This window comes from Pseudoflavonifractor sp. An85, from assembly GCF_002161235.1.
Lineage (GTDB): Bacteria > Bacillota > Clostridia > Oscillospirales > Oscillospiraceae > Enterenecus.
Window position 1 is genome coordinate 38,210 of record NZ_NFHE01000005.1, and the last position, 20,824, is coordinate 59,033.

At 56.3% G+C, this 20,824-nt stretch carries 20 protein-coding genes; 16 read left to right on the plus strand and 4 right to left on the minus strand.

The genetic code is table 11. The annotated features are described in order from the left end of the window. The 8 genes from B5G37_RS03910 (at position 1) to B5G37_RS03945 (ending at position 6,179) form a co-directional block, all read left to right on the plus strand. On the plus strand, positions 1-486 hold the full coding sequence (locus tag B5G37_RS03910) for a small multi-drug export protein (RefSeq protein ID WP_343229679.1): 486 nt from the start codon (positions 1-3) through the stop codon (positions 484-486). 62 nt (positions 487-548) lie between these two features. Next, positions 549-836, plus strand: coding sequence for a hypothetical protein (locus tag B5G37_RS03915; protein WP_087254196.1), 288 nt, complete (start codon positions 549-551; stop codon positions 834-836). A gap of 54 nt (positions 837-890) precedes the next feature. Continuing rightward, positions 891-2,387, plus strand: a complete 1,497-nt coding sequence (locus tag B5G37_RS03920) for a carboxypeptidase M32 (protein ID WP_087254199.1) — start codon at positions 891-893, stop codon at positions 2,385-2,387. A gap of 10 nt (positions 2,388-2,397) precedes the next feature. Continuing rightward, entirely contained in the window at positions 2,398-2,958 is a 561-nt protein-coding gene (locus B5G37_RS03925; protein WP_087254202.1) for a TIGR01440 family protein, read from the plus strand. Next, positions 2,942-4,102 (plus strand): helix-turn-helix transcriptional regulator, encoded by a 1,161-nt coding sequence (locus B5G37_RS03930; protein WP_087254205.1) that lies wholly within the window; start codon positions 2,942-2,944, stop codon positions 4,100-4,102. The genes B5G37_RS03925 and B5G37_RS03930 overlap by 17 nt, the downstream gene beginning before the upstream one ends. Positions 4,103-4,249: 147 nt before the next feature. Beyond that, the gene (locus B5G37_RS03935) at positions 4,250-4,792 is read left to right on the plus strand and encodes a hypothetical protein (protein ID WP_087254208.1); all 543 of its coding nucleotides are present in this window, start codon (positions 4,250-4,252) and stop codon (positions 4,790-4,792) included. 20 nt (positions 4,793-4,812) lie between these two features. Beyond that, on the plus strand, positions 4,813-5,328 hold the full coding sequence (locus tag B5G37_RS03940; protein ID WP_087254211.1) for a hypothetical protein: 516 nt from the start codon (positions 4,813-4,815) through the stop codon (positions 5,326-5,328). Positions 5,329-5,507: 179 nt separating this feature from the next. Further along, a complete protein-coding gene (locus B5G37_RS03945) occupies positions 5,508-6,179 on the plus strand; it encodes a DUF421 domain-containing protein (RefSeq protein ID WP_087254214.1) in 672 nt (223 codons plus the stop codon). Positions 6,180-6,219: 40 nt separating this feature from the next. Here B5G37_RS03945 and B5G37_RS03950 read toward each other — a convergent pair whose 3' ends face one another. Beyond that, positions 6,220-7,758 (minus strand): ATP-binding cassette domain-containing protein, encoded by a 1,539-nt coding sequence (locus tag B5G37_RS03950; RefSeq protein ID WP_087254217.1) that lies wholly within the window; start codon positions 7,756-7,758, stop codon positions 6,220-6,222. 287 nt (positions 7,759-8,045) lie between these two features. Next, a complete protein-coding gene (locus B5G37_RS03955) occupies positions 8,046-9,419 on the minus strand; it encodes an MATE family efflux transporter (RefSeq protein WP_242962751.1) in 1,374 nt (457 codons plus the stop codon). Between the two features lie 141 nt (positions 9,420-9,560). Between B5G37_RS03955 and B5G37_RS03960 the strand changes: the two genes are divergently transcribed. The 8 genes from B5G37_RS03960 (at position 9,561) to B5G37_RS03995 (ending at position 17,140) form a co-directional block, all read left to right on the plus strand. Beyond that, positions 9,561-10,619, plus strand: a complete 1,059-nt coding sequence (locus B5G37_RS03960; protein ID WP_087254224.1) for a GDSL-type esterase/lipase family protein — start codon at positions 9,561-9,563, stop codon at positions 10,617-10,619. 102 nt (positions 10,620-10,721) lie between these two features. Beyond that, positions 10,722-10,916 (plus strand): hypothetical protein, encoded by a 195-nt coding sequence (locus tag B5G37_RS03965; RefSeq protein ID WP_087254226.1) that lies wholly within the window; start codon positions 10,722-10,724, stop codon positions 10,914-10,916. Positions 10,917-11,355: 439 nt separating this feature from the next. Further along, positions 11,356-12,600, plus strand: coding sequence for a cytosine permease (gene codB, locus B5G37_RS03970; RefSeq protein ID WP_087254228.1), 1,245 nt, complete (start codon positions 11,356-11,358; stop codon positions 12,598-12,600). An 18-nt stretch (positions 12,601-12,618) separates the two neighbouring features. Continuing rightward, positions 12,619-13,857 carry a cytosine deaminase gene (gene codA / locus B5G37_RS03975; RefSeq protein WP_087254230.1) on the plus strand — a complete coding sequence of 413 codons (1,239 nt, stop codon included), beginning with the start codon at positions 12,619-12,621 and terminating at the stop codon, positions 13,855-13,857. 126 nt (positions 13,858-13,983) lie between these two features. Further along, on the plus strand, positions 13,984-14,361 hold the full coding sequence (locus B5G37_RS03980) for a BlaI/MecI/CopY family transcriptional regulator (protein ID WP_087254233.1): 378 nt from the start codon (positions 13,984-13,986) through the stop codon (positions 14,359-14,361). After that, a complete protein-coding gene (locus B5G37_RS03985; RefSeq protein ID WP_087254236.1) occupies positions 14,354-16,108 on the plus strand; it encodes a M56 family metallopeptidase in 1,755 nt (584 codons plus the stop codon). Before B5G37_RS03980 ends, B5G37_RS03985 begins: the two co-directional genes overlap by 8 nt. A gap of 20 nt (positions 16,109-16,128) precedes the next feature. Continuing rightward, on the plus strand, positions 16,129-16,611 hold the full coding sequence (locus B5G37_RS03990) for a DUF3592 domain-containing protein (RefSeq protein WP_087254239.1): 483 nt from the start codon (positions 16,129-16,131) through the stop codon (positions 16,609-16,611). Positions 16,612-16,657: 46 nt separating this feature from the next. Continuing rightward, complete coding sequence (locus B5G37_RS03995) at positions 16,658-17,140, plus strand: DUF3592 domain-containing protein (protein ID WP_158099342.1); 483 nt, start codon at positions 16,658-16,660, stop codon at positions 17,138-17,140. 43 nt (positions 17,141-17,183) lie between these two features. Here the strand turns inward: B5G37_RS03995 and B5G37_RS04000 are convergent, their stop codons facing one another. Together B5G37_RS04000 and B5G37_RS04005 are read right to left on the minus strand one after the other, a co-directional pair. Beyond that, positions 17,184-18,989, minus strand: coding sequence for a M56 family metallopeptidase (locus B5G37_RS04000; RefSeq protein WP_087254247.1), 1,806 nt, complete (start codon positions 18,987-18,989; stop codon positions 17,184-17,186). Positions 18,990-19,162: 173 nt separating this feature from the next. After that, the gene (locus B5G37_RS04005) at positions 19,163-20,818 is read right to left on the minus strand and encodes a galactoside ABC transporter permease (protein ID WP_087254249.1); all 1,656 of its coding nucleotides are present in this window, start codon (positions 20,816-20,818) and stop codon (positions 19,163-19,165) included. Positions 20,819-20,824: the final 6 nt, after the last annotated feature.

Consider the following 20,824-nt stretch of genomic DNA (forward strand, 5'->3'; position numbering starts at 1 on the left):
ATGGATTTGATGCAATGGCTGACCACCGACCTCAATGGTGAGTTTGTGCTCACGCTGCTGGTATCCATGGTACCGGTGATCGAGTTGCGAGGGGGCATTCCCTTTGGTGTGGCTGCGGGACTGCCCGTGTGGGCGGCGTATCTGGCAGCTGTGATTGGAAACTTGATCCCGGTACCCTTTATTGTGGTGTATATTCGCCGCATTTTCATGTTTATGCGCCAGCATATGCCCCGGCTCAACAGCCTGGTGGACAAGATGGAGCAGAAGGCCCATCTGAAAAGCGCCTCAGTGCTCAAGTACCAGTACTTGGGGTTGGCCATCTTTGTGGCTATTCCGCTGCCTGGAACCGGAGCCTGGACCGGGGCCTTGGTGGCAGCGTTCCTGGACATGCGCTTAAATAGGGCGATGCCCTCCATTGCTGGAGGCGTATTGTCTGCGGGTTTGATCATCAGCATCCTCTCTTACGGAGTGAAGAGTCTGTTTTAAAGAATATCCTGTGACCACCTGTGCTTAGAGGGCATAGAATGGCCCAAAGGTGGTGGTTGGTTGTGGGAGTGTATCTGGTTTTGGGGCTGCTGGCAGCCCTGGGACTATTGGGAGTGTGCTGGCTTTTGCTGGGCAGATTGCTTATGCCCATCCCTTTGGACCTTACCGTGTCTCTGACGGGACATGGGGATGGGGAGGGACTGGAACAGGGGGTCAAAGCTCTGCACTGGCTGCGCCGTACTGGCCTGTGGCGGGGAAACATCGTCATCCGTGACGGCGGCATGTCCCCCCAAGGGCTGGCCGTGGCTCGACGCCTGGTGGAGGACTACCAGGCACAATTGAACATGTAATACCTAAGCCCCCCAGAAATCTTCTGGGGGGCTTATACGAAAGGAATGATCGCTATGGAGATACAACAGGCCATTGAAAAGCTGGACGAGCTGCAAAAGAAGCTCTATGCCTACACGGTAGCCCAATCCTCCCTGTACTTAGATGGTGTCACCGTGGCCCCTCGGGATACCTCAGCCGGGCGCGGCGTAGCCCTGGGCATTTTGGCTGGAGAGCAGCACAAGACCCTGTCCGACCCGCAGGTGGGAGAGATGCTGGAGGTACTGGCCCAAGCCGGGGAGCAGCTCACGGGGGAGCAGCGCCGCCAGGTGGAGCTACTGGGCCGGGAATATCGCCAACTCTCTCGCATCCCTGCCCAGGAGTACATGGAGTACGCCATGCTGGTCAACGAGGCCAGTGACGTGTGGCACCGGGCCAAGGAGACCAACGATTTCCCCCTCTTTGCGCCTCTGCTGGAGAAGCTGGTGGATTACAACCGCCGCTTTGCCGGGTACTATGACCCCAACAAAGCCCCCTATGATGCTCTGCTCAACGAGTACGAGCGGGGAGCCAACATGGAGCAGCTGGATCGGTTTTTTGCCACCGTGCGGGACAAGCTGGTACCCCTCATTCACGCCATTGGGGAGAAGGAACAGCCGGACGTGAGCTTCCTCCACCGCCACTACCCGGTGGAGGCCCAGCGCAAGTTCTCCGACTACCTCATGGAGGTCATGGGCCTGGATCGGGCTCACTGCGCCATTGGGGAGACGGAGCATCCCTTCACCCTCAATTTCAACAGTCAGGATGTGCGCATCACCACCCACTACTTGGAGGACGATGTGGCCAGCTCCATGTATTCCGTCATTCACGAGGGTGGACACGCCCGGTATGAGCTGGACGTGAACCCCGCCTATGATTACACCTGCCTGAGTGGCGGCTCCTCCATGGGTGTTCACGAGAGCCAGTCCCGGTTCTATGAGAACCTCATTGGCCGCTCTTTACCCTTTATTGAGGCTATTTTCCCCAAAATGCAGGAGCTGTTCCCGGAGCAGCTGGCTGATGTCACCGCCCAGCAGATGTACCGCGCGGTGAACATGGCCCAGCCCTCCCTCATCCGCACCGAGGCTGACGAGCTCACCTATTGCCTCCATGTCATGGTACGCTATGAGATGGAAAAGCAGCTCATCGGCGGCACCCTGGAGGTGAAGGATGTACCCGCAGAGTGGAACCGGCTGTACAAGGAGTATCTGGGTGTGGACGTACCCGACGACACCCGCGGCTGCTTGCAGGATTCCCACTGGTCCGGCGGCATGATTGGCTACTTCCCCTCCTATGCCCTGGGCAGCGCCTACGGAGCTCAGATGCTGCGCAACATGGAGCAGGATGTGGATGTGTGGGGCAGCGTGGCCCGGGGAGATCTGAGCCCCGTCACCCAGTGGCTCACAGAGAAAATCCACCGCTACGGACAGATGCTGGACCCCAGGCAGCTGGTGCAGCAATCCTGCGGGGACTTTGACCCCACGGTGTACACCGACTATCTCGCGGAGAAGTACTCCAAACTTTACAACTTGTGAGGTGACAGATATGACGTGGACCTTGGAACAGATTGAGGAACAGAGCCGACAGGCAGCCACCCAGCTGCTGGATGTGGCGGGCATGGAGCCGGGCCAGATTTTGGTGGTAGGCTGTTCCTCCTCGGAGGTGGTGGGAGGTCACATTGGAAAGGCCTCCAGCCTGGAGACGGCCCAGGCCATCTTCCGGGGAATTTGGCCGGTGGCCCAGCAGCACGGCGTGTTTTTGGCCGCCCAGTGCTGCGAGCACCTGAACCGAGCCCTCATTGTGGAGCGGGCGTGCGCGGAGAAGTACGGTTACGAGCCGGTTTGTGTGGTACCCCAGCCCAAGGCGGGAGGCTCCTTTGCCACCACAGCCTGGGTCCAGTTTGACCACCCGGTGGCGGTGGAGCATATCCGGGCCCACGCTGGGCTGGATATTGGCGGAACCCTCATTGGGATGCACTTGAAGGACGTGGCTGTGCCAGTGCGTCTGAGCCTGAACCACATCGGGGAGGGGCTGCTGCTGTGCGCCCGCACCCGGCCCAAGTTTATTGGCGGAAGCCGAGCGGTGTACGATGGAGAGCCCCGGTAACCGCCTGTTTGCGGGGGCGGTCATCCGGGGCGAGCGGCTGCGCCGGGACTGGAGTCAGGAGGGGCTGTGCCGTGGCATTTGCACCGTGTCCTACCTCTCCAAAATCGAGCAGGGCAAGGCAGAGGGCAGCGGCGAGGTGCTGCGCCTACTGCTGGAGCGGCTGGATGTACCCTGGTACGAGGACCCAGAGACCCTGACGGCAGGGGAGAAGTGGGTGGAGCACTGCTATGAGGCGGTGCTGTCCTGCGAACCAGAGGACCACAGGGACCCGGCTCCGGAATTTGATGCCCTGGCACCCCGGCTTGCAAGCAGCCCCTATGGGCTGGACGTGGCAGTGCTGCGGGGCTTTGTCCACCCGGAACAGGCCGTGGAGGACATGGAGCTGGAGGAGTATCTGGACCGCCGCCAGCTGGCCCTGTGGCGGGTGCAGCAGCAACGCTACCAAGAGGCTTTGGACCTGTACCCCTGCGCCTATACCTGGCTTCGAGTGGGAATCGACCACTATTTCCGAGGGGACAGCTACACCGCTGCGGTGGAGTGCCTGAGCCAGGTCTACCAGCAGGCCAGTGAGCAGGGCTATGTGCGCTTGATGCTGCTGTCAAAGGTATATATGGGTAACTGCTACTGCGGTCAGTTCCAGGTGGAGCAGATGGAGGAGCAGTACCGGGTGGCCAAGCGGCTGATCCAGGCTTTGGGGGATGAGAGTACCCTGCGGGTCATGAACTACAATCAGGCCTCGGGATACCTGGGGCGGGGAGAATACCAGAAAGCCTATGCGTATTTCTCCACCGTGGATCAGCCCACGGGGATGGAACTGCAAAAGCTGGCCCTGTGCTGTGAGAAGCTGGGGTTGACCAGCCAAGCTTTGGAGGCGCTGGACCGGGCGGACAAGATAGACTGGCACTTTGAGCTGGGCCGTCCGATGTGCCATCTGGTGCGCTATCGCCTGGAGCATCCCGACTATCTGCATCACCCGGAATACGGCACGCAGCTCTTGCAGGTGTTTCAGGACTGCCGGGCTCAGCTCCCCATCAGCTTTGCGGCGTTCCACCTGCCCTGGGTGCTGGAATGGTACACCGCCAATCGGCAGTACCGCAGTGCCTACGAGCTTTTGCGGGATTTTCCCGTTAAGCCGGAATTATAATGGCGTAAGGCCTCTCTACCAGAGAAAAATTTCTCAAGATTTGGGGCTTTTTCTCCTCTTACCCTCTGTGTTACCATAGGGGAGTATAGAAACATGTCTTTGGTCAGTCCGTTCCCTGGACCGAGTCTCAGCAAGGAGGTATCATCCATGGAGAACATGTATGGAAACGTCATCCCTTTTCATGGACGCAAGCGGCCGAAAGGGCGGTTCACCATGGGCATTCTCATTGTCGTTGTAGTGGTGTTTTTTGTCCTGTGTCTGTATCCCCCGGTGCGCATGATGGCGCATAAGACCCAGTACAAGGAGTTTGTCACGGTGTTGTCCACGGCTACCTACCGTACCTCCTCCACCCAGGTGCTCACCGCACAGGTGGACGGCCAAACCCTGGCCATCAGCCAGGACAACGCCTACAAGCTGTGTGGGGCCATTGTCAAGCAGGGACCTTGCTATATTTCCAATGAACAGCCCCAGCGGGAGCCGGATGTGCGCCTGAGCTATGGCATCTACGGTACCATGGATCTGTGGGACGTACCTCTGGAAGACGACTCCAATGGCTTCTCCAACGGGGTGTACATCCACTTCACCTCGGACACAGAGGACGTGGACTTCTCCTATCTTATGGTGGGTGACCCCTTGCGGGACCTTCTCACCGCCTACCTCTCCCCGGAACTGAACACCGTTTTGGACTGATCCCCAGAAAGGAGCATACCATGTCCGGCATGTATGAAAATGTTGTCCCCCGCAACCAGCGCCAGCCCCACAGCAAGCGTGGCTGGCTGGTGGGAATTGTGGTAGTGGCCGTGGTGGTACTGGTCGCTTGTATCTACCCCGTGGCCCGTACGCTTCTGCACCAATACCAGTACAAGCAGTATCTGGCCGCCCTCTCCTCCCAGACCACTCAGGTTTATACCAAGAACAATTTGCGAGCCGAAGTGGACGGCGTCTCCCTGCGTATTACCCCTGACAACGCTTTCACCATCTACAACACCATGGTAGCTCTGGGCGCTGGGTCGGTGGCAGGACAGGCCCCGGAGGAGGCGCCCGTGGCCACCTTGTACTACGCCGACCAGGCGGTGATGCAGCTGTGGGATGTGTCCACCGACGGCACCTCCCGGGTATATGTCTCCTTTGACGGCCCAGATCGGGACTTCTCCTATATCATCGGTGAAAAGGGGATGGAATACCTGATGAAGCCCCTCTCTCCGGACCAAAATCCCGCTTGGTAGTAATTGATACAAAAAAGGGTCTGTTGCAAAATCACAAATTTGCAGCAGACTCTTTTCGTTAGTCATGCATTTCTTTCAGCCTGTTGCGTGGGGTGGATTTGCCAACTTGAGCAGAAATGAGGGCGATATGTATGTTTCTGGGGTTTTGAGACAGAATACCAGAAAAGGAGGCGCACGCCATGCCTGTTCTTACTCTCTGTCTCACCACCGTGGGGTCCTTTGCTGTTCTGTTTTTATCGGCAAAAATCATTGGACACAAGCAGATTGCCCAGCTGGATTTCTTTGACTATATCACCGGAATCACCATCGGCTCCATTGCCGCTGAGATGGCAACCGAGTTGGAGGAGCCGTGGAAGCCCATGGTTGCCATGGTGCTCTACGGCGGCGTTACCTTGTTCCTGAGCCTCATTTCCAGCCGCTTTCCCAGAAGTCGAAAGTACCTCAACGGTACCCCTACCATTTTGCTGGACCACGGGAAACTATACTATGAGAACATGAAGAAGGCTCGGTTGGATTTGAGCGAGTTTCTGGTCATGTGCCGCCAGCAGGGGTATTTTGACCTGACCACCATTCAGAGGGCCATCTTTGAGTACAATGGCAAGCTCACCATCCTGCCGGTCACCACCCAGCGTCCGGTGACGCCCCAGGATCTAAACTTGAGCCCAGATCAGGAACTTATCTTCACCGAGCTCATCATGGACGGGCGCATTTTGGAGGACAATCTTCGCCGCATGGGTCTGGACCGGACCTGGCTGGACAAGCAGCTGAAACAGCGCCACATTTCCTCTCCGAAAGAGGTGTTTTTGGCGGCATGTGACCGCAATTTAAAGTTTGTACTCTTCAAAAAATGACTAGGAAAGCCCCCGGATATGTGTATCCGGGGGCTTTCCATTATGCATGAGCTTCTTCCAGCCCGTTGGGGGTCAGTGTTAGCACCCGCCCACACACCTGGGAGAGGTACTCCCGATCGTGGGACACGCTGAGAATGGCGCCCGGGAACTCTGCCAGAACTTTACGAATCACCGGGGCGGATAGGGGAGAGAAGTTGCGGGTGGGCTCGTCCAAAATGAGGACGTTGCTACCACGGAGCACCATGGCCAGAAAGAGTAGCTTGGCACACTGGCCTCCGCTGAGGGACGTGGCGGGATGGTCCATCTCCTCAGCTTGATACTTCATGGACCCCAGCAAGGTGCGGGCCCAGGTGATATCTTCCTTCCGACCAGAGGGAGCCAAAATTTCCACAGGGGTCTGGTCTCGGGGTAACTGATCGAAGTAGTTCTGGGCCATATAGGCTGCCCGAATATCGTCACGAGGGAGTAGTTGCTGGGCAATGAGCTTGAGCAACGTGGACTTTCCCACTCCGTTGGGGCCGACAATGCCGATTTTCTCCCCGCCAGTCACCCATAAATGAATGTTTTTAGCCAATACCCGGTCTTCCACGGTCAATTGAGGTAGGTCTAACCGCAGCACCGCTTTTCCGGCGGGAAGGGCTGCCTTTACAGGGTCAAAGGCGGCTAGAATGGCCTCCTCCCATTCGGGCATGGGGGTCATCTGCTCTGCCTCCCGCTGGAAGCGGCGGCCCAGAGACTGCACAGCGTGCATCTTCTTTTTCAGCAGACGGCCGCCGTGGGGGTCTTGCCGGGAGATGGTGGCCTGTTGGTGGTTCACCTTGTCCCGTATTTTTCGGTAGGTTTCCAGCTTGGCCTGGTATTGGGCGTGCTCCTTGCGGGAGATCTGCTCCTGTTGGGCAAAGGCTACCTGGCGCTGGGCGGTATAGGAGGCATAGTCCAGATTGGAGACGGTGCACCGGGCGGTGGTGCGGCGACGTAGCCGCTCCAGATGGATGACCACGTTGGCGGTGCGGGTGAGCAGCAGCTGGTCGTGGGAGACATAGAGGACGGGGACAGGGCAGGAGAGGAGAAATTCCTCCAGCCACTCCACGGTGTCCACGTCCAGATCGTTGGACGGCTCGTCCAGAAGGAGCAGGTCGGGCTGGGCCAGCAGCAGTAGGGCAAGGCGCAGCTTTACCCGCTCGCCCCCGGACAGGGTGGACATGGGCCGCCAATCGTAGAACAGCCCCTCGTCCAGTCCCAACTGTCGAGCGGTGCGGGAAATCTCTCTGGGGTCGGCGTCCTCGAAGGTGGGAGTGGAGCGGCAGTAGTCCAGCACGGGCAGTTCCAACGTCTCTGGTGGGAGCTCCTGGGCTAGGTAGCCCTTACGACACCCGTGGTCTATGATTTCTCCGGTCCATTCGGCGTAGCTCTCCACCAGGGAGGGGGCAAAGAGAAGCTTGAGCACCGTGGATTTTCCGTTTCCTTCCTCGCCAATGATAGCGGCCCGATCTCCGGGGGCCAGCACGAAGCTCAAATCGTCCACCAGTACGGTGAGGTCTTTTTTATGGGTGATGGTGAGATGTTTCACTTGCAGCATGTGTCAATCGCTCCTTTCGCAGCAAAGAAAAAGTCTGTCCTCAATGACACGAGGACAGACTGACGCAACGAAAGGCAGGACCCTGCACCGGGGGAGAACCTCCCTGAACAGAGTGTCAGTAAACAGTTCCTCGCGTCACGAAAACCAAAGCCCATGGATACATGGACCGAATTGGCAATATCATCATGACAAGAAACTGTTTACTTGCGCATGTTTTCACCCTTTACCTTATGAGATTAACTACAGTGTAGCATAGTCGCAAGCTACCGTCAAGTATACGCCGGAACTCAAGCAACGTTGTGCACACCGCTTTCCAGCCGCCGGAACAGGCGGCTGAGTGTAATGACGGCCGCAATGCTGAGGATGACTTCCGCACAGAATTGCGCCCAAGCCAGACCGTACAGGGGGAACAGTTGGTTGAGGATGTACAGAGCGGGAATTTCCAGTACGATTTTGCGCAAAATAGCAAAGATCAGAGAGTTTCGACCCAGTCCGCAGGCCTGGAACACGCCCACGGCCAAAAAGTCCGTGGCAAAGAAGGGAAGAGCCAGACACATGGCGCGCAGGAAGGTGGAGCCGTATTCCACAACCTCGGGGGTACTCATAAACAGGGTGATGAAGGTGTGGCTGAAGAAGAAATATACACCTGTGAGAACCACCAGGAAAGCCACGGTAATCTGCCCGGTAAAAAGAATACCTTTTTTCATGCGCTGGTAGTTTTTACTGGCGAAGTTATAGCTTACCAGGGGCATCAAGCCTTGGGACAGGCCCATAGCCACATACATGGGTACCATGTTGATTTTCTGGGCAATGCCCATGGCAGCCACGGCGTTGGCGCCAAAGGGGGCGGTGAAGTTGTTGAGCACCGTCATACCGGTGACGTTGAGCAGGTTTTGGATGGAGGCGGGGATGCCAACGCCACACACCCCTTTGACAATGTCCGGGCGGAATGTGAAGTGCTTGGGATGGATGCACACATAGGTGTTTCCCCGGCGTACCCACAGCAGCACGAAGAAGTACAGGCAAGCCACACAGTTGGAAATGCAGGTGGCCAAGCCGGCCCCAGCCGCTCCCATGTGGAAGCCCCAGGGCAGGATGAAGATGGGGTCCAGCACAATGTTCAGCAGACATCCACTCATGGTGCCAATACTGGCGTGCAGAGCCGAGCCTTCCGAACGCACCAGATAGGCCATGACAACATTCAAAATGGCGGGGACAGCGCCCAAACCGGTGGTCCAGTTCAGATAAGCGATGGTTCCCTGGGTGGTCTGGGCGTCTGCCCCCAACACCACCAGAAGCGGGTCCCGGAGGAGAAAATAGAACAGGGAGAATAGGGCTCCGCAGATGAGGGAACAGTAGAAGCCGAAGGCAGAGCTTTTGTATACAGTGTCGTAGTCCTTTCGGCCCAAGGCGCGACTCATCATGCTGGAGCTGCCCACTCCGAAGAGATTGTTTACGGCATTGAAGGCCAACAAAACAGGGGCCGCCAGGGTGACGGCGGCATTTTCCACAGGATTGTTGAGCATGCCCACGAAAAAGGTGTCGGCCAAGTTGTACAGCACCATCACCAGGGAGCTCATCACCGTGGGAATGGCCAGAGATGCTATGGCTCGGGGAATGGGGGTTGATTCAAACAGTTGGGTTTTGTCGCTGGTAGCCAAGGGAAAATTCCCCTCCTTTGAAACAGGATACATTCTATTATACGCCAAATGGAGGAATAGGGCAAGAATGGGGGAATATGTCCGTTTGGACCATGGCAAGTTGCAGGAGAACCTGAAAATATAGAAGGGAGCGGTGGAAGTGTGAACGGTGGAACATGGGGGGGAAAACTGCTGGGATGGGTGCTGTGTGGGGCTGTGATGATGTGTCTCAATCCTGTGTCCATGGCCCAATCCAGTGAGAAAATCTGCTATGTGGCCCTGGGGGACAGCGTTTCCAGCGGATACGGGCTGGAAGAGGAGGAGCAGAGGTTTACCCAGCAGGTAGCCCTTGAGAATGGCTTTCAACTCACCTCGCTGGCACAAAATGGAGAGACCTCTCAAACGCTGTTGGAGTGTTTGCAGGACCCGGAAGCCATGCAGACGGTGGCTCGGGCGGATGTGATTACCGTGACCATTGGTGGCAATGATTTGATGCAGGCATTGTATGAATACCTGGCCCAACGGTATCATGCCTGCTATCCCGATGAATCTCCCACGGGGGAGAACATGCAACAGGCGTTGATGGGGGGAGATATGACCAAGGTCACCTTTGCTCTGGGGGAGATTTCAGGGTTTTCCACCTCCCAAGAGGAACAGGAGGCGCTGGGCCAATTTACGGATAACCTGATTCAGGTGGTCACAGAAATTCAAACGGTCAATCCCCAGGTGCATTTGGTAGTGGCCAATCAGTACAACCCGTATCGCTATCTGCTACAGGAATTTACCAAGTATCCGCCGCTGGCCACCGCAGCACAGGACATAGAGGAGGCGTTGGAAGATGGTGTTTCTGCCCTGAACACAGCCATTGCCACGGTGGGGGCACAGATGGGGTATTCGGTGGCAGATGTCTATACGGCCTTCGAACAAGCCCAGGAAAACCCTTGCAATGCAGCCGTATCCGTATTTGCAAAGGTGAATCTGGACTTTCATCCCAATGCATATGGACACAGTCTGATCGCGCAGGTGGTTGGGGCAGCCACCAACCCACAGCGTTGGGGCTCCGGCGAACAGGCCCGGACGGTGAGTGGCACCACAACAGCAGTGGTTCAGCCACAGAAAAAAGACGGTGACTGGCGGTGGTCAATTCCGGTGTGCGGGGCAGGGTTGGCCTTTCTGGCTATCCTGGTCTGGAGAAGGAGCGCCCGCAATCAAACACCCTGAATGAGCCTCCACATACAACCTTCACAGGAACTTTACAAGACATAGGTGGCCTCTCCTACGTCATAGGTTTATACTGGAACCATGAGAGGAGTGGGATGCACCATGTTGCCTTGTCAAAAGACCTGTCCGAACTACTATGAGGGATGCCATAAGAATTGCGCCAACTGGATGCTGTTTCAGAGCAGACAAAAAGAGCAGCGAGAGGCGAAAAAAGCCTATCTTCGGTATCATATGACTCGGTGTACCCAGGCAGTGCACCAGTTGGAGGGGTTACAGGTGCGCCGACAGGTGTGGTGAAAAGCCCTTCCAAGTGTCATCCAACCGTTGAAAAAGCCCCAGCCCTCCGGTTTGACCCGGAGGGCTGGGGCTTTCTGTCATCCAAGGGGGGCTTGGAGCCAGTGGAGTTCGTTGGAAGCCATCTCGAACAGCTTACCTGTCCATTGTAGACTACAACACATCAGAATGCAAGAATCATAATAAAAAATTAATATGAAATTATATGGAATTAACTATATTGCAGATGGCACACAATAACTTTGAAGAAAGCAGAGAAAATGGCTGCCTATGGACGTAACTCATGCCTTTCCAAGGAAGATAATTTTTATGGTATAAATATGCAGATTTTCGGCAGTTTATCAAGGGAATATGGGTGGACATTCCAGTCAAAAACATGGTATAGTACTCAACTGGGTATTCACCCAATCGAAAACAAGATCAAGAGGGAGAATTATTGCGTATGAGCAAAAACGAAAAAGCAAAACACCCCCAGGTGGATGCGGACTACTCTTTGGAGGCGGTCCCCGAATCTGCCCGCAAAGGCTTCTGGAACATGTTCTTTGTCATGCTGGGCTTTACCTTCTTTTCTGCCAGCATGAGCGTGGGAGCCAAGCTGGGTAACGGACTGGATCTGTCCGGTTTTGCCTGGGCCTGTTTGATTGGCGGCCTGATTTTGTCCGCCTATTGTGGCATTCTGGCCTACATTGGCTCTAGCACGGGCCTGAACATGGACCTGCTGTGCCGGAGAACCTTTGGGGAAAAGGGTTCCTATCTGTCCTCCGCCATTCTGGGCTTTACTCAGATTGGTTGGTTCGGCGTAGGTGTGGCCATGTTTTCCATTCCTGCCGCTGAGCTGATGGGGGTCAACCAGTGGGCGCTGACCATTGTGGCTGGCCTGCTGATGACTGCCACCGCCGCCACCGGTATGAAGGCTTTGGAGATCGTCAGCTATATTTCCGTGCCCCTCATTGTCATTTTGGGCATGTATTCCATGATTACCTCCATCGGAGAGGGCGGCGGCCTCACCGCCATCTTTGCCCAGTCCGCCGGTGGGATTTCCCTGGTGACCGGCATCGGCTACGTTATCGGTTCCTTTATCTCCGGTGGTACCGCCACACCCAACTTCATCCGCTTTGCCAAGAACAGCAAGATCGCCGTGTGGACCACGGTCATTGCCTTTTTCCTGGGAAATACCCTGATGTTCTGCTTTGGCGCGGTGGGTGGCGCCTTCACCAGCAAGGATGACATCTTCTACGTGATGATCGCCCAGGGCTTGGCCATCCCCGCCCTCATCGTACTGGGCGCCAACATCTGGACTACCAACAACAACGCGCTGTACACCGGCGGCCTGGCTATTTCCAACGTCTCCGGGGTGCGTATGAAGTTCACCACTTGGATTGCCGGTATTGTGGGCACCGCCCTGGCCATCTGGCTGTACTGGAACTTTACCGGCTGGCTGAACATCCTCAACTGCGCGCTGCCTCCCATCGGCGCTATTGTCATTCTGGACTTTTTGAAAAACCGTCAGAAGTTCCGGGACTGCACCAAGACGGTGGCGGTGAACTGGTTTAACATCGCAGGTATCGTAGTGGGCGCTGTGGTGGCCAATGTATTCCCCTGGGGCATTGCCGCTTTGAACGCTATGATCGTGGCTGGCATCTGCTTCTTCCTGGGTGAACTGCTGGGGAAGAAGAATAAGAACTAAGAGAGGAAGGGAACAACCATGCTGTTTCAAAAGCTGCACCTGGCCAATGACCAGGAGACCGTGGATATCCGGGTGACGGATGGAAAGTTTGAGCGCATTGCCCCTCACCTGGAGCCCCTGCCTGGGGAGGAAGTGGTGTCCGACTGCGCAGGCAAGATGGCGCTGCCTCCTTTTGTGGAGTCCCATGTGCACCTGGACACCTGCCTCACCGCTGGCCGCCCCCGCTGGAACCTCACCGGCACTCTCTTTGAGGGGATCCAGTGCTGGGAGGAGTACAAGCCCTCCCTGACCCATGAGGACGTGAAGGCCCGGGTCAATCAGGCCATCCGCATGCAGGCGGGCAACGGCATCCAGTACGTGCGCACTCACGTGGACATCAATGACCCCAAGCTCACCGCCTTGGAGGCCATGCTGGAAGTGCGGGAAGAGGTCCGTGACTTCATGGACATCCAGATCGTGGCTTTCCCCCAGTACGGCATTCTCAGCTATCCCAACGGGGCCAAGCTGCTGGAAAAGGCCCTGGAGATGGGGGCGGATGCCGCTGGCGCTATTCCCCACTTTGAGTTCACCCGGGAGTACTCCGTGGAGTCTTTGAACATCTGCATGGAGCTGGCCGCCAAGTATAACAAGCTGGTGGATGTCCACTGTGACGAGATCGACGACGAGGCCTCCCGGGGCCTGGAGACCCTGGCCACCCGCGCCTATGAGATGGGCATGGGGGAGAAGGTCACCGCCTCCCACACCACCGCTATGCACAGCTATAACAATGCCTATGTCATCCGCCTGATGCGCCTGTTGAAGCTGTCCGGTATCAACTTTGTGGCCAATCCCTGCGTCAACGTGCACCTGGGCGGCCGCACCGACACCTATCCCAAGCGCCGCAGCATGACCCGGGTCAAGGAGCTCACCGACGAGGGGATCAACGTCTCCTTCGGCTCCGATGACATTTTCGACCCCTGGAATCCCCTGGGCAACGCCAAGATGCGGGATCAGGTGTTCATGGGTCTGTACGCCGGCCACATGCTGGGCTACGAGGAGATTATCAACTCCTACCGCTTTGTCACCACCAACGCCGCCCGCACCCTCCACCTGGGGGATGCCTACGGCATCCAGGAAGGCAATGACGCCAACTTCATCATCCTGGATGCCAAGGACTGGTACGACGCTTTGAACTTCAACGCCAATATCCTGCGCAACTACCGCAAGGGTAAGCTGATTGCCAGCACCGCTCCGCTGGATCAGAAGGTATTTTTCTAATTTCGCAATGCTAAGCCTCGCTGGGATTTCTCCCAGCGAGGCTTTTTTATGGTTGGACTTGACAGGGACTGTCTAATGGTTTAGACTCAAGGTGAAGTGACTAATCCATTAGACAAGGAGGCCGTTATGGAAGTGCCCAAGATTTTTGAAAGTGAATATCGCTTTTGCCTCATTTTGTGGGAGCACGAGCCGGTGACTACCACCGAGCTGGTGCGGCTGTGCCGGGAGAAGCTGGAGTGGAAACGCACTACCACCTATACGGTGATTAAACGGCTGTGTGAGCGTGGGGTGCTGCGCAACGACGGAGGAGTCGTCACTACTCTGGTCTCCAAAGACCAGGCCCAGGCCGCCGAACTGGACGAGTTGGTGGAAAAGAAGTTTGAGGGCTCCATTCCCGCCTTTGTGGCCGCCTTTGGGCGGCGGCAAAAGTTGTCCCAGGAGGATATCCAGCAGATGCAGCAGCTCATTGACCGATATCGGAAAGGGGAGGGCATGGATGAGTGATTTATGGCTGAAGGTGTTGCAGATGAGCTTGTCCGCCAGCGGTATGGTGTTGGCGGTGGCGGTGGTGCGCCGGGTGGTGGATCGGGCACCCAAGTGGATGTGGGTGCTGCTGTGGGGCCTGGTGGGAGTGCGCCTGATGTGCCCCATTTCCCTCAAGAGCGTGTGGAGTATGGCCCCTCGTACCGATTTGGTGCTGGAGCCGCTGATCCTCTCCGCTGCTTCCCAAGCTGCGGACGGCGCAACTGTGACAGGCCAAGGTGGAGCATCAACCATCGCCAATGCCACGCCGCTGTCTGGCTGGAATTGGACGGCCCTGTTGGCGGTGATCTGGCTGCTGGGTGTGGTGGGCATGTGCGTCTATGTGTGTCTCTCCCAGGGGCGGCTGCGTCGGAAGATAAAAACCGCCATTCCGCTGGAGAAAAACCTGTATGAGAGCGAGAATCTGGACTATCCCTTTGTGCTGGGAGTGATGCGACCCCGCATCTACCTGCCAACCCACCTCAGCCGGCAGGAGAGGACCAGTGTGGTGGCCCACGAGCGGGCGCATATCCGGCGCGGGGACCACTGGTGGAAGCCCTTGGGCTTTTTGGTGCTGGCAGTGCACTGGTTCAACCCCGTGGTGTGGCTGGGCTATGTGCTGTTCTGCCGGGATTTGGAGCTGGCCTGTGATGAAAGCGTCATCCGCTCTATGAACCGGGAGGAGCGGGCAGACTACTCCCAAGCGCTGCTCACGTACAGTGCAGGGTCAAAGGAACGTGTGGTCACTCCCTTGGCCTTTGGCGAAGTGGGGGTGCAGCGGCGTATCCGGGAGATTCTGTTCCACCAGCGTCCCACGGTGTGGGGGATTGGGGCGGCGGTATGCCTGGGTGTGGTGGTGTCGGTGTGTTTCCTCACCGACCCCGTGGATGCAGCGCAAAAGGCCCCGGTGGTAGAGGTGGTGACGCCGGAAGAGGACGTTCCACAGCAGTCGGATGAGGGGGAGAACTGGCTGGACTGGTACACCCAAACCGTCCCGGAGAACACCGGTTCCCTGGAAGAAGATAAAACCGGCGACGCCAAAGTGGATTTGTTCAACCAGATGCTCAATACTATGGAGTTTTATAACCGCCTGGATTTGACCATGGAGACCTCCATGCTTAGTCAGGCCACCACCACCGTGGAATACCACATCGACCTTGACGCAGGCACGTCCTACCAGGCCACCTGGGAAAACGGAGAGCTGTATACCGAGATGTACAGCCAAAATCACTCTAAAATCACAATAAATCGGAAACAGCGAGTCTATGAAGTAGAACATAGTGGGTACTACTCCCGGGAAGACGCCTATTATATTTCCTTGGCCCAGCGTATCGCTGTGGAGGAGGATGGTATGCCCTGTTACCGCTACCGCCGGGATGCCACCAACTGCTCCCTCTCTGCCTATTGCGTGGATCCCCAGGAATTGGCGTATAGTTACCTGGCAGATATGGAGCGGTGGGACATCGTGGACGACGGGGTGGAGTATCTGGGGAGAACCTGTGTGAAAATACAGGGCACTACCTCAGATTATATTGCGGAAAAACACAGCGCCGACCATTTCACCATGCTGGTGGACAAAGAGACGGGAATTCTCCTGGACTTCCAGGCCACTCTGGACGGACGGGTGACCCGCTATATGTCCGTGACAGAATTGGAGCTGGAGGGTAGCAGCCCAATCAAGACCTTTGACTTGGAGGATTACAGCGGATTTTCACCCAGGTACCAGTGAAAAACGAATGGAGGAGAAAGATGATCATTCGAATTGGAGGAAGAGGGCACAGAAGAGGAAAGCCATGGAATACTTGGCTCATCTTTGGTATATTTCTGGTGATCGGTGCGCTGTGGGGGTTCTGGAGTGGAACCGAAGCATACCAAGAGAGGCTGACCCAGGTAGATTGGCCCACCACCCAGGCTACAGTGGTTCAGGTGGAGGTCTTGCGGGAACGATCCGGAACAATAGATCATCCTATTTACAATAATTATTACAATGTTACCTATGAATACGTGGTCCATGGAACGGTGTATACAGAGTTCATGGAACACCAAAGCGTCCAGGCATCGGTGGGAGATACGTTCCCAGTCAAGTACAACCCCCAGGCACCGGAACAGTCCACCGACATTCTGAAGCCCACAAAAGACTACATTTGGGTCAATGCCATCCTGTGTGTGGCGGGTATTACGCTTGTGGTGCTGTCAATCTGGAGAAAGGTGGCGTGGCCACAGGAGTCTTGACGCGGAAAAGAGGGACGTATATAATCCCACATATAGGGGGGATTGTATGGTCATTCACAGGCAGAAAGGGGATGGAAAACCGGATCCTGGTTTCTGGTTTGTACTAGGTCTGATCCTCTTTTTTGGCTCCCTCATATGGGCTGGAAACAACCATATGAAATACCAGCAACAGCTCTCTCAGGTGGATTGGCCGATGACCCAGGCAACGGTGTTCCAAGTGGACATACATCAGGAGCGGAGCGGACGCCATCATCTGGAGGACTGCTATGATGTCCAGTACCACTATGAGGTGGACGGGCAGACGTACACCGGGGCGGCTTGGCATCAACGAGATGAAGTGCGTGTGGGAGATGTGTTTCCGGTGAAGTATAATCCGGAGCACCCCAACCAGTCCAATCACATTCTGGAGCCATCTCGGGGACTTTTGATTGCAAGCTTGCTGTTTTGTGGTGTGGGTGCGGTGATATTGGTTACTTCTTTGGTTCGAATGATATATTTGCGTAGGATTCAGAGAAAGAATCAAGCATAAAATTTCCCCGGGAACGTTTCAGTTCCCGGGGAAATTTTATGCTTCAAGGTAAGAACGCCCAATCTTCCAGAGAAAATGTCTGGGCGGGGGTGGAGGCATCCGGGTCATAGACCAGGGTGTCGCCCACTTTACGGAATACATAGGCGTTGTGGCCCTCGTTGGTATAGAGAATCACCCCGTCGTCTGTCTGCTCGTAGAGTCCAATGGTGGCGGCGCTGGAGATTAGAGCCGGGGACCAGAAAAAGGTGCCATTGCCGCTCAGGCTCAGATAGGGGGAATCCAGGCCACCGGGGATATCGTTGGCCACCAAGGTGCCGGGAATATCTGTCCCCACATAGGTACCCGCTGGGACGCTGCTTTCACCGCCATAGAACAGGTGGATGACATCCTCTCCGGTCCCATGATACCCGCTGTCTTCATTTGCATAGAAGGGCTGTACTTGCAGGTGGATGTACCACCCGTCAATGGCTCCTGCACCTTTGGGGGTGTAGGTGATGGTGCGGTCCCAGTCGTCCGGCGTTCCACTTTCCACCATGGTCACGGAATACAGATCAGCATCCGGAGCCAAGCGGCGGATTTCCTCCTGGGGTAGGCATTTCAGTGCATCCAAATAAGACTGCAAGCTGAATACGGTGTTCTGCCAAGGCCATGAGGTGGGGGCGGTGACAGAATAGGTTTCTTCTTCCGCCGACATCTTTAGCTGGGCGCGGTACGTCCGCTGTTTTTGAACATAGAAGAACGATACTTCTCCGGATTTCCGAATTTCAAAATTGGAGGTGAGGTATACAATTTGATTTCCGTTGATGCACAGAGGTGTGCCGTCCTTCAATCCCTCCATGGCTGTAATTTCATCTATGATCCATTGGGGGTTCAGGTCAGATACCCGGCTTCCATCCATGGGAAAGCTACGGTTGGGGATGGGATTGGTGAGAAATGCCACCCCCACCAGAGCACACAGCAATACCGAAGCGGCTACCGTGGTGAGAGCAGGGCGGCGGTAGCGCAGCACAGCCTTGACCCGCTGTTTGACCCCCACTTCTCCGAAGCACAGGGGACCAGCCTTCCAGGAGGCGCGGCCCACACTGCACAGAAGCAGGGCTTGGGAGTAGTCTGCTCGGGCCTGATGGTCCAGATGCTTTACCACCGCCTCGTCACAGGCCAGTTCCACATCCCGGCAAAATGTCCCGTAGGCTACCCACACCAGAGGATTAAACCAGTGGATGCACAATAGCAGGAAGCCCAGGGCTTTCCACCAGTGATCCCGCCGTTTCAGATGGGCCTGTTCGTGGGCGATCACGTGAGACAAGGTGTCCGGGTCCATGGAGTGAGGCAGATAGATGTTAGGATGAAATAGACCCAGGACAAAGGGAACGTGGGCCGCTGGGCTTTGGAAAATGTGATCCTCCACCTCCACAGCATTGGACAAACTACGGCGCAAGTGTAGGTAGCCAACAGCGGCATACCCCATCCATACGACCATTCCCAACACCCACAACGACGCCAGTGTAGGCAGCCAAATTTCTAAAAGGTTCGGTGTGGCATCCGGGGTGGCCGCCGCGGCTTGAGACAGTGCGGGATTGATGGACTGGTTCAAGGTGGGAAACCCGGTCTGCACCGTGGGAGTGGAATCGGTCAAGAGAGTGGGGGAGATGGTCTGAGCGCTGGGGATCAGGCTCCAGATGCTCTCCAACGAGATGGGGCACACCAGACGAATCCCCACCAGACCCCACAGCAGGACGTGGGCCCATTTGGGTGCACGCCGCATCACCACACGGGCCAGCAGCACCGCCAAAATGAGCCAACTGGCCGATATGCTCAGGTTTACCACGTGGAGAAATAATTCTGTCATGGTGTGGCCTCCTTTCGGTTGGAAGGGGATTAGTCGAATGTGTTAGATTACAATGTAAGTCTAACAGATTAGATTAAACTTGTCAAGCGGTCAGAAATGATGGCGTTTTTGAGACACGCACAAAACCCCCGGCCACCGGCCGGGGGTTTTGATTGGTACGTATGAAATTGAAATTACTTCTTCTGCACGTACTTCAAGCAGTCCAAGGTCACGGCCACCAGGATGATGATACCGGAGAACACGAACTGCAGGTTGGCGTCGATACCCAGAACGGTGAGGGCGTAGGTCAGAGCGGTGAAGATGAACACGCCCACCACAACGCCGGAGATCTTACCGATACCACCGGTGAAGGACACACCGCCCACCACGCAGGCGGCGATGGCGTCCATCTCCCAGCCTTGGCCGTAAGCAGCGGAACCAGAGCCGTACATACGGATGCATTCCAGCCAGGAGCCGAAGCCGTAGAGAATACCAGCCAGGATGAAGGCGCCCACGGTGACAGCGAACACGGAGATACCGGACACGGCAGCAGCCTCGGGGTTGCCGCCCACGGCGTACAGGTTCTTACCGAAGGTGGTCTTGTTCCAGATGAACCATACGATAGCCACAGCGGCGGCGGCCCACAGGATGATGGTGGGGAAGGTGCCCAGCTTGGGGATTACCATGTCGGGGATGGTGCTCTCAATGCCACCGAAGGACACGCCCTTGGTGGCGTAAGTAGCCAGACCGAAGATGACCAGCATGTTGGCCATGGTGGAAATGAAGGGGTGCATCTTGAACTTGGCGGTGAAGAAGCCAGCGATGATGGTGAAGACGGTACACAGAACGATACACACCACCAGAGCCAGGATGATGCGGCCCACCAGAGGGATTCCGGTAAAGTCAAACACATGGCCGAACACAGAGCCGGTGTTGATGCCCTGGTGCATGACGATGGTGGCGGCGGTCATGCCCATACCCATCATACGGCCGATGGACAGGTCGGTACCGGCCAGCATGATCAGACCAGCAACGCCCAGAGCCAGGAACATACGGGGAGAGGCCTGCTGAAGGATGTTCAGCACGTTGGTCACCGTCAGCAGCTGCATGCCCTTGACGGCGGGGGTGATTACGCACAGTGCGGCAAAAACCACGATGATGGCCAGATACAGACCGTTACGCAGGAAGAAGTCCCGGCGGTTGAAGGTGTAGCGGTAGTTCTCCACCTTCTGAGCCATGGTCTCAGCAAAGGTGAACTTGGACATGCGCAGCAGGTCGATGAGGTGGAACTTGTGCTCATAGGCGGCGTGGCGGCGGTCCTTGATCTCTTGCAGATCCTTGGCCAGCTGCATCTTGGCGTCAAAGAGACGGTTTTTGTGGACGTACTTCTCGTCCTTAATCTCGTGGGAATCGGTGAGCTTAGCCAGGGTCTTTTCGTGCTCCTGGTTCAGCTGTGCCACAGTGGCACGATACTTCTCCTGAGCGAAGGCCTTCTCTTCCTTGCAGCTGGCAGCCACGTACTGGAAGTAGTCCTGGTTGAAGTGAGCCTTCAGATAGGTCTCAGCGTCAGCCACCAGCTTGGCGACCTCAGCCTTGTTCTTGGCCTCCACAGCCTTAGCCTTCTCCAGCTCCTTGCGCCAACCAGCGGCGATGGAATCCTTCTCCTGCTGAGTATAAATGCGATCCCGCTTCAGGCTGTCCAGATTGCCCTGGATTTCCAGCACTTTGTCAGCGCCATCTGCCCGCAAAGCGTCAATTTTCTCCTGAATACTGCCGACGTATTCGTCGATGGACTGGCGGAGCTTTTCCTCCTGCTCAGCCGTCAAAATATTTGTTTTCACAGATGCCATATGCCA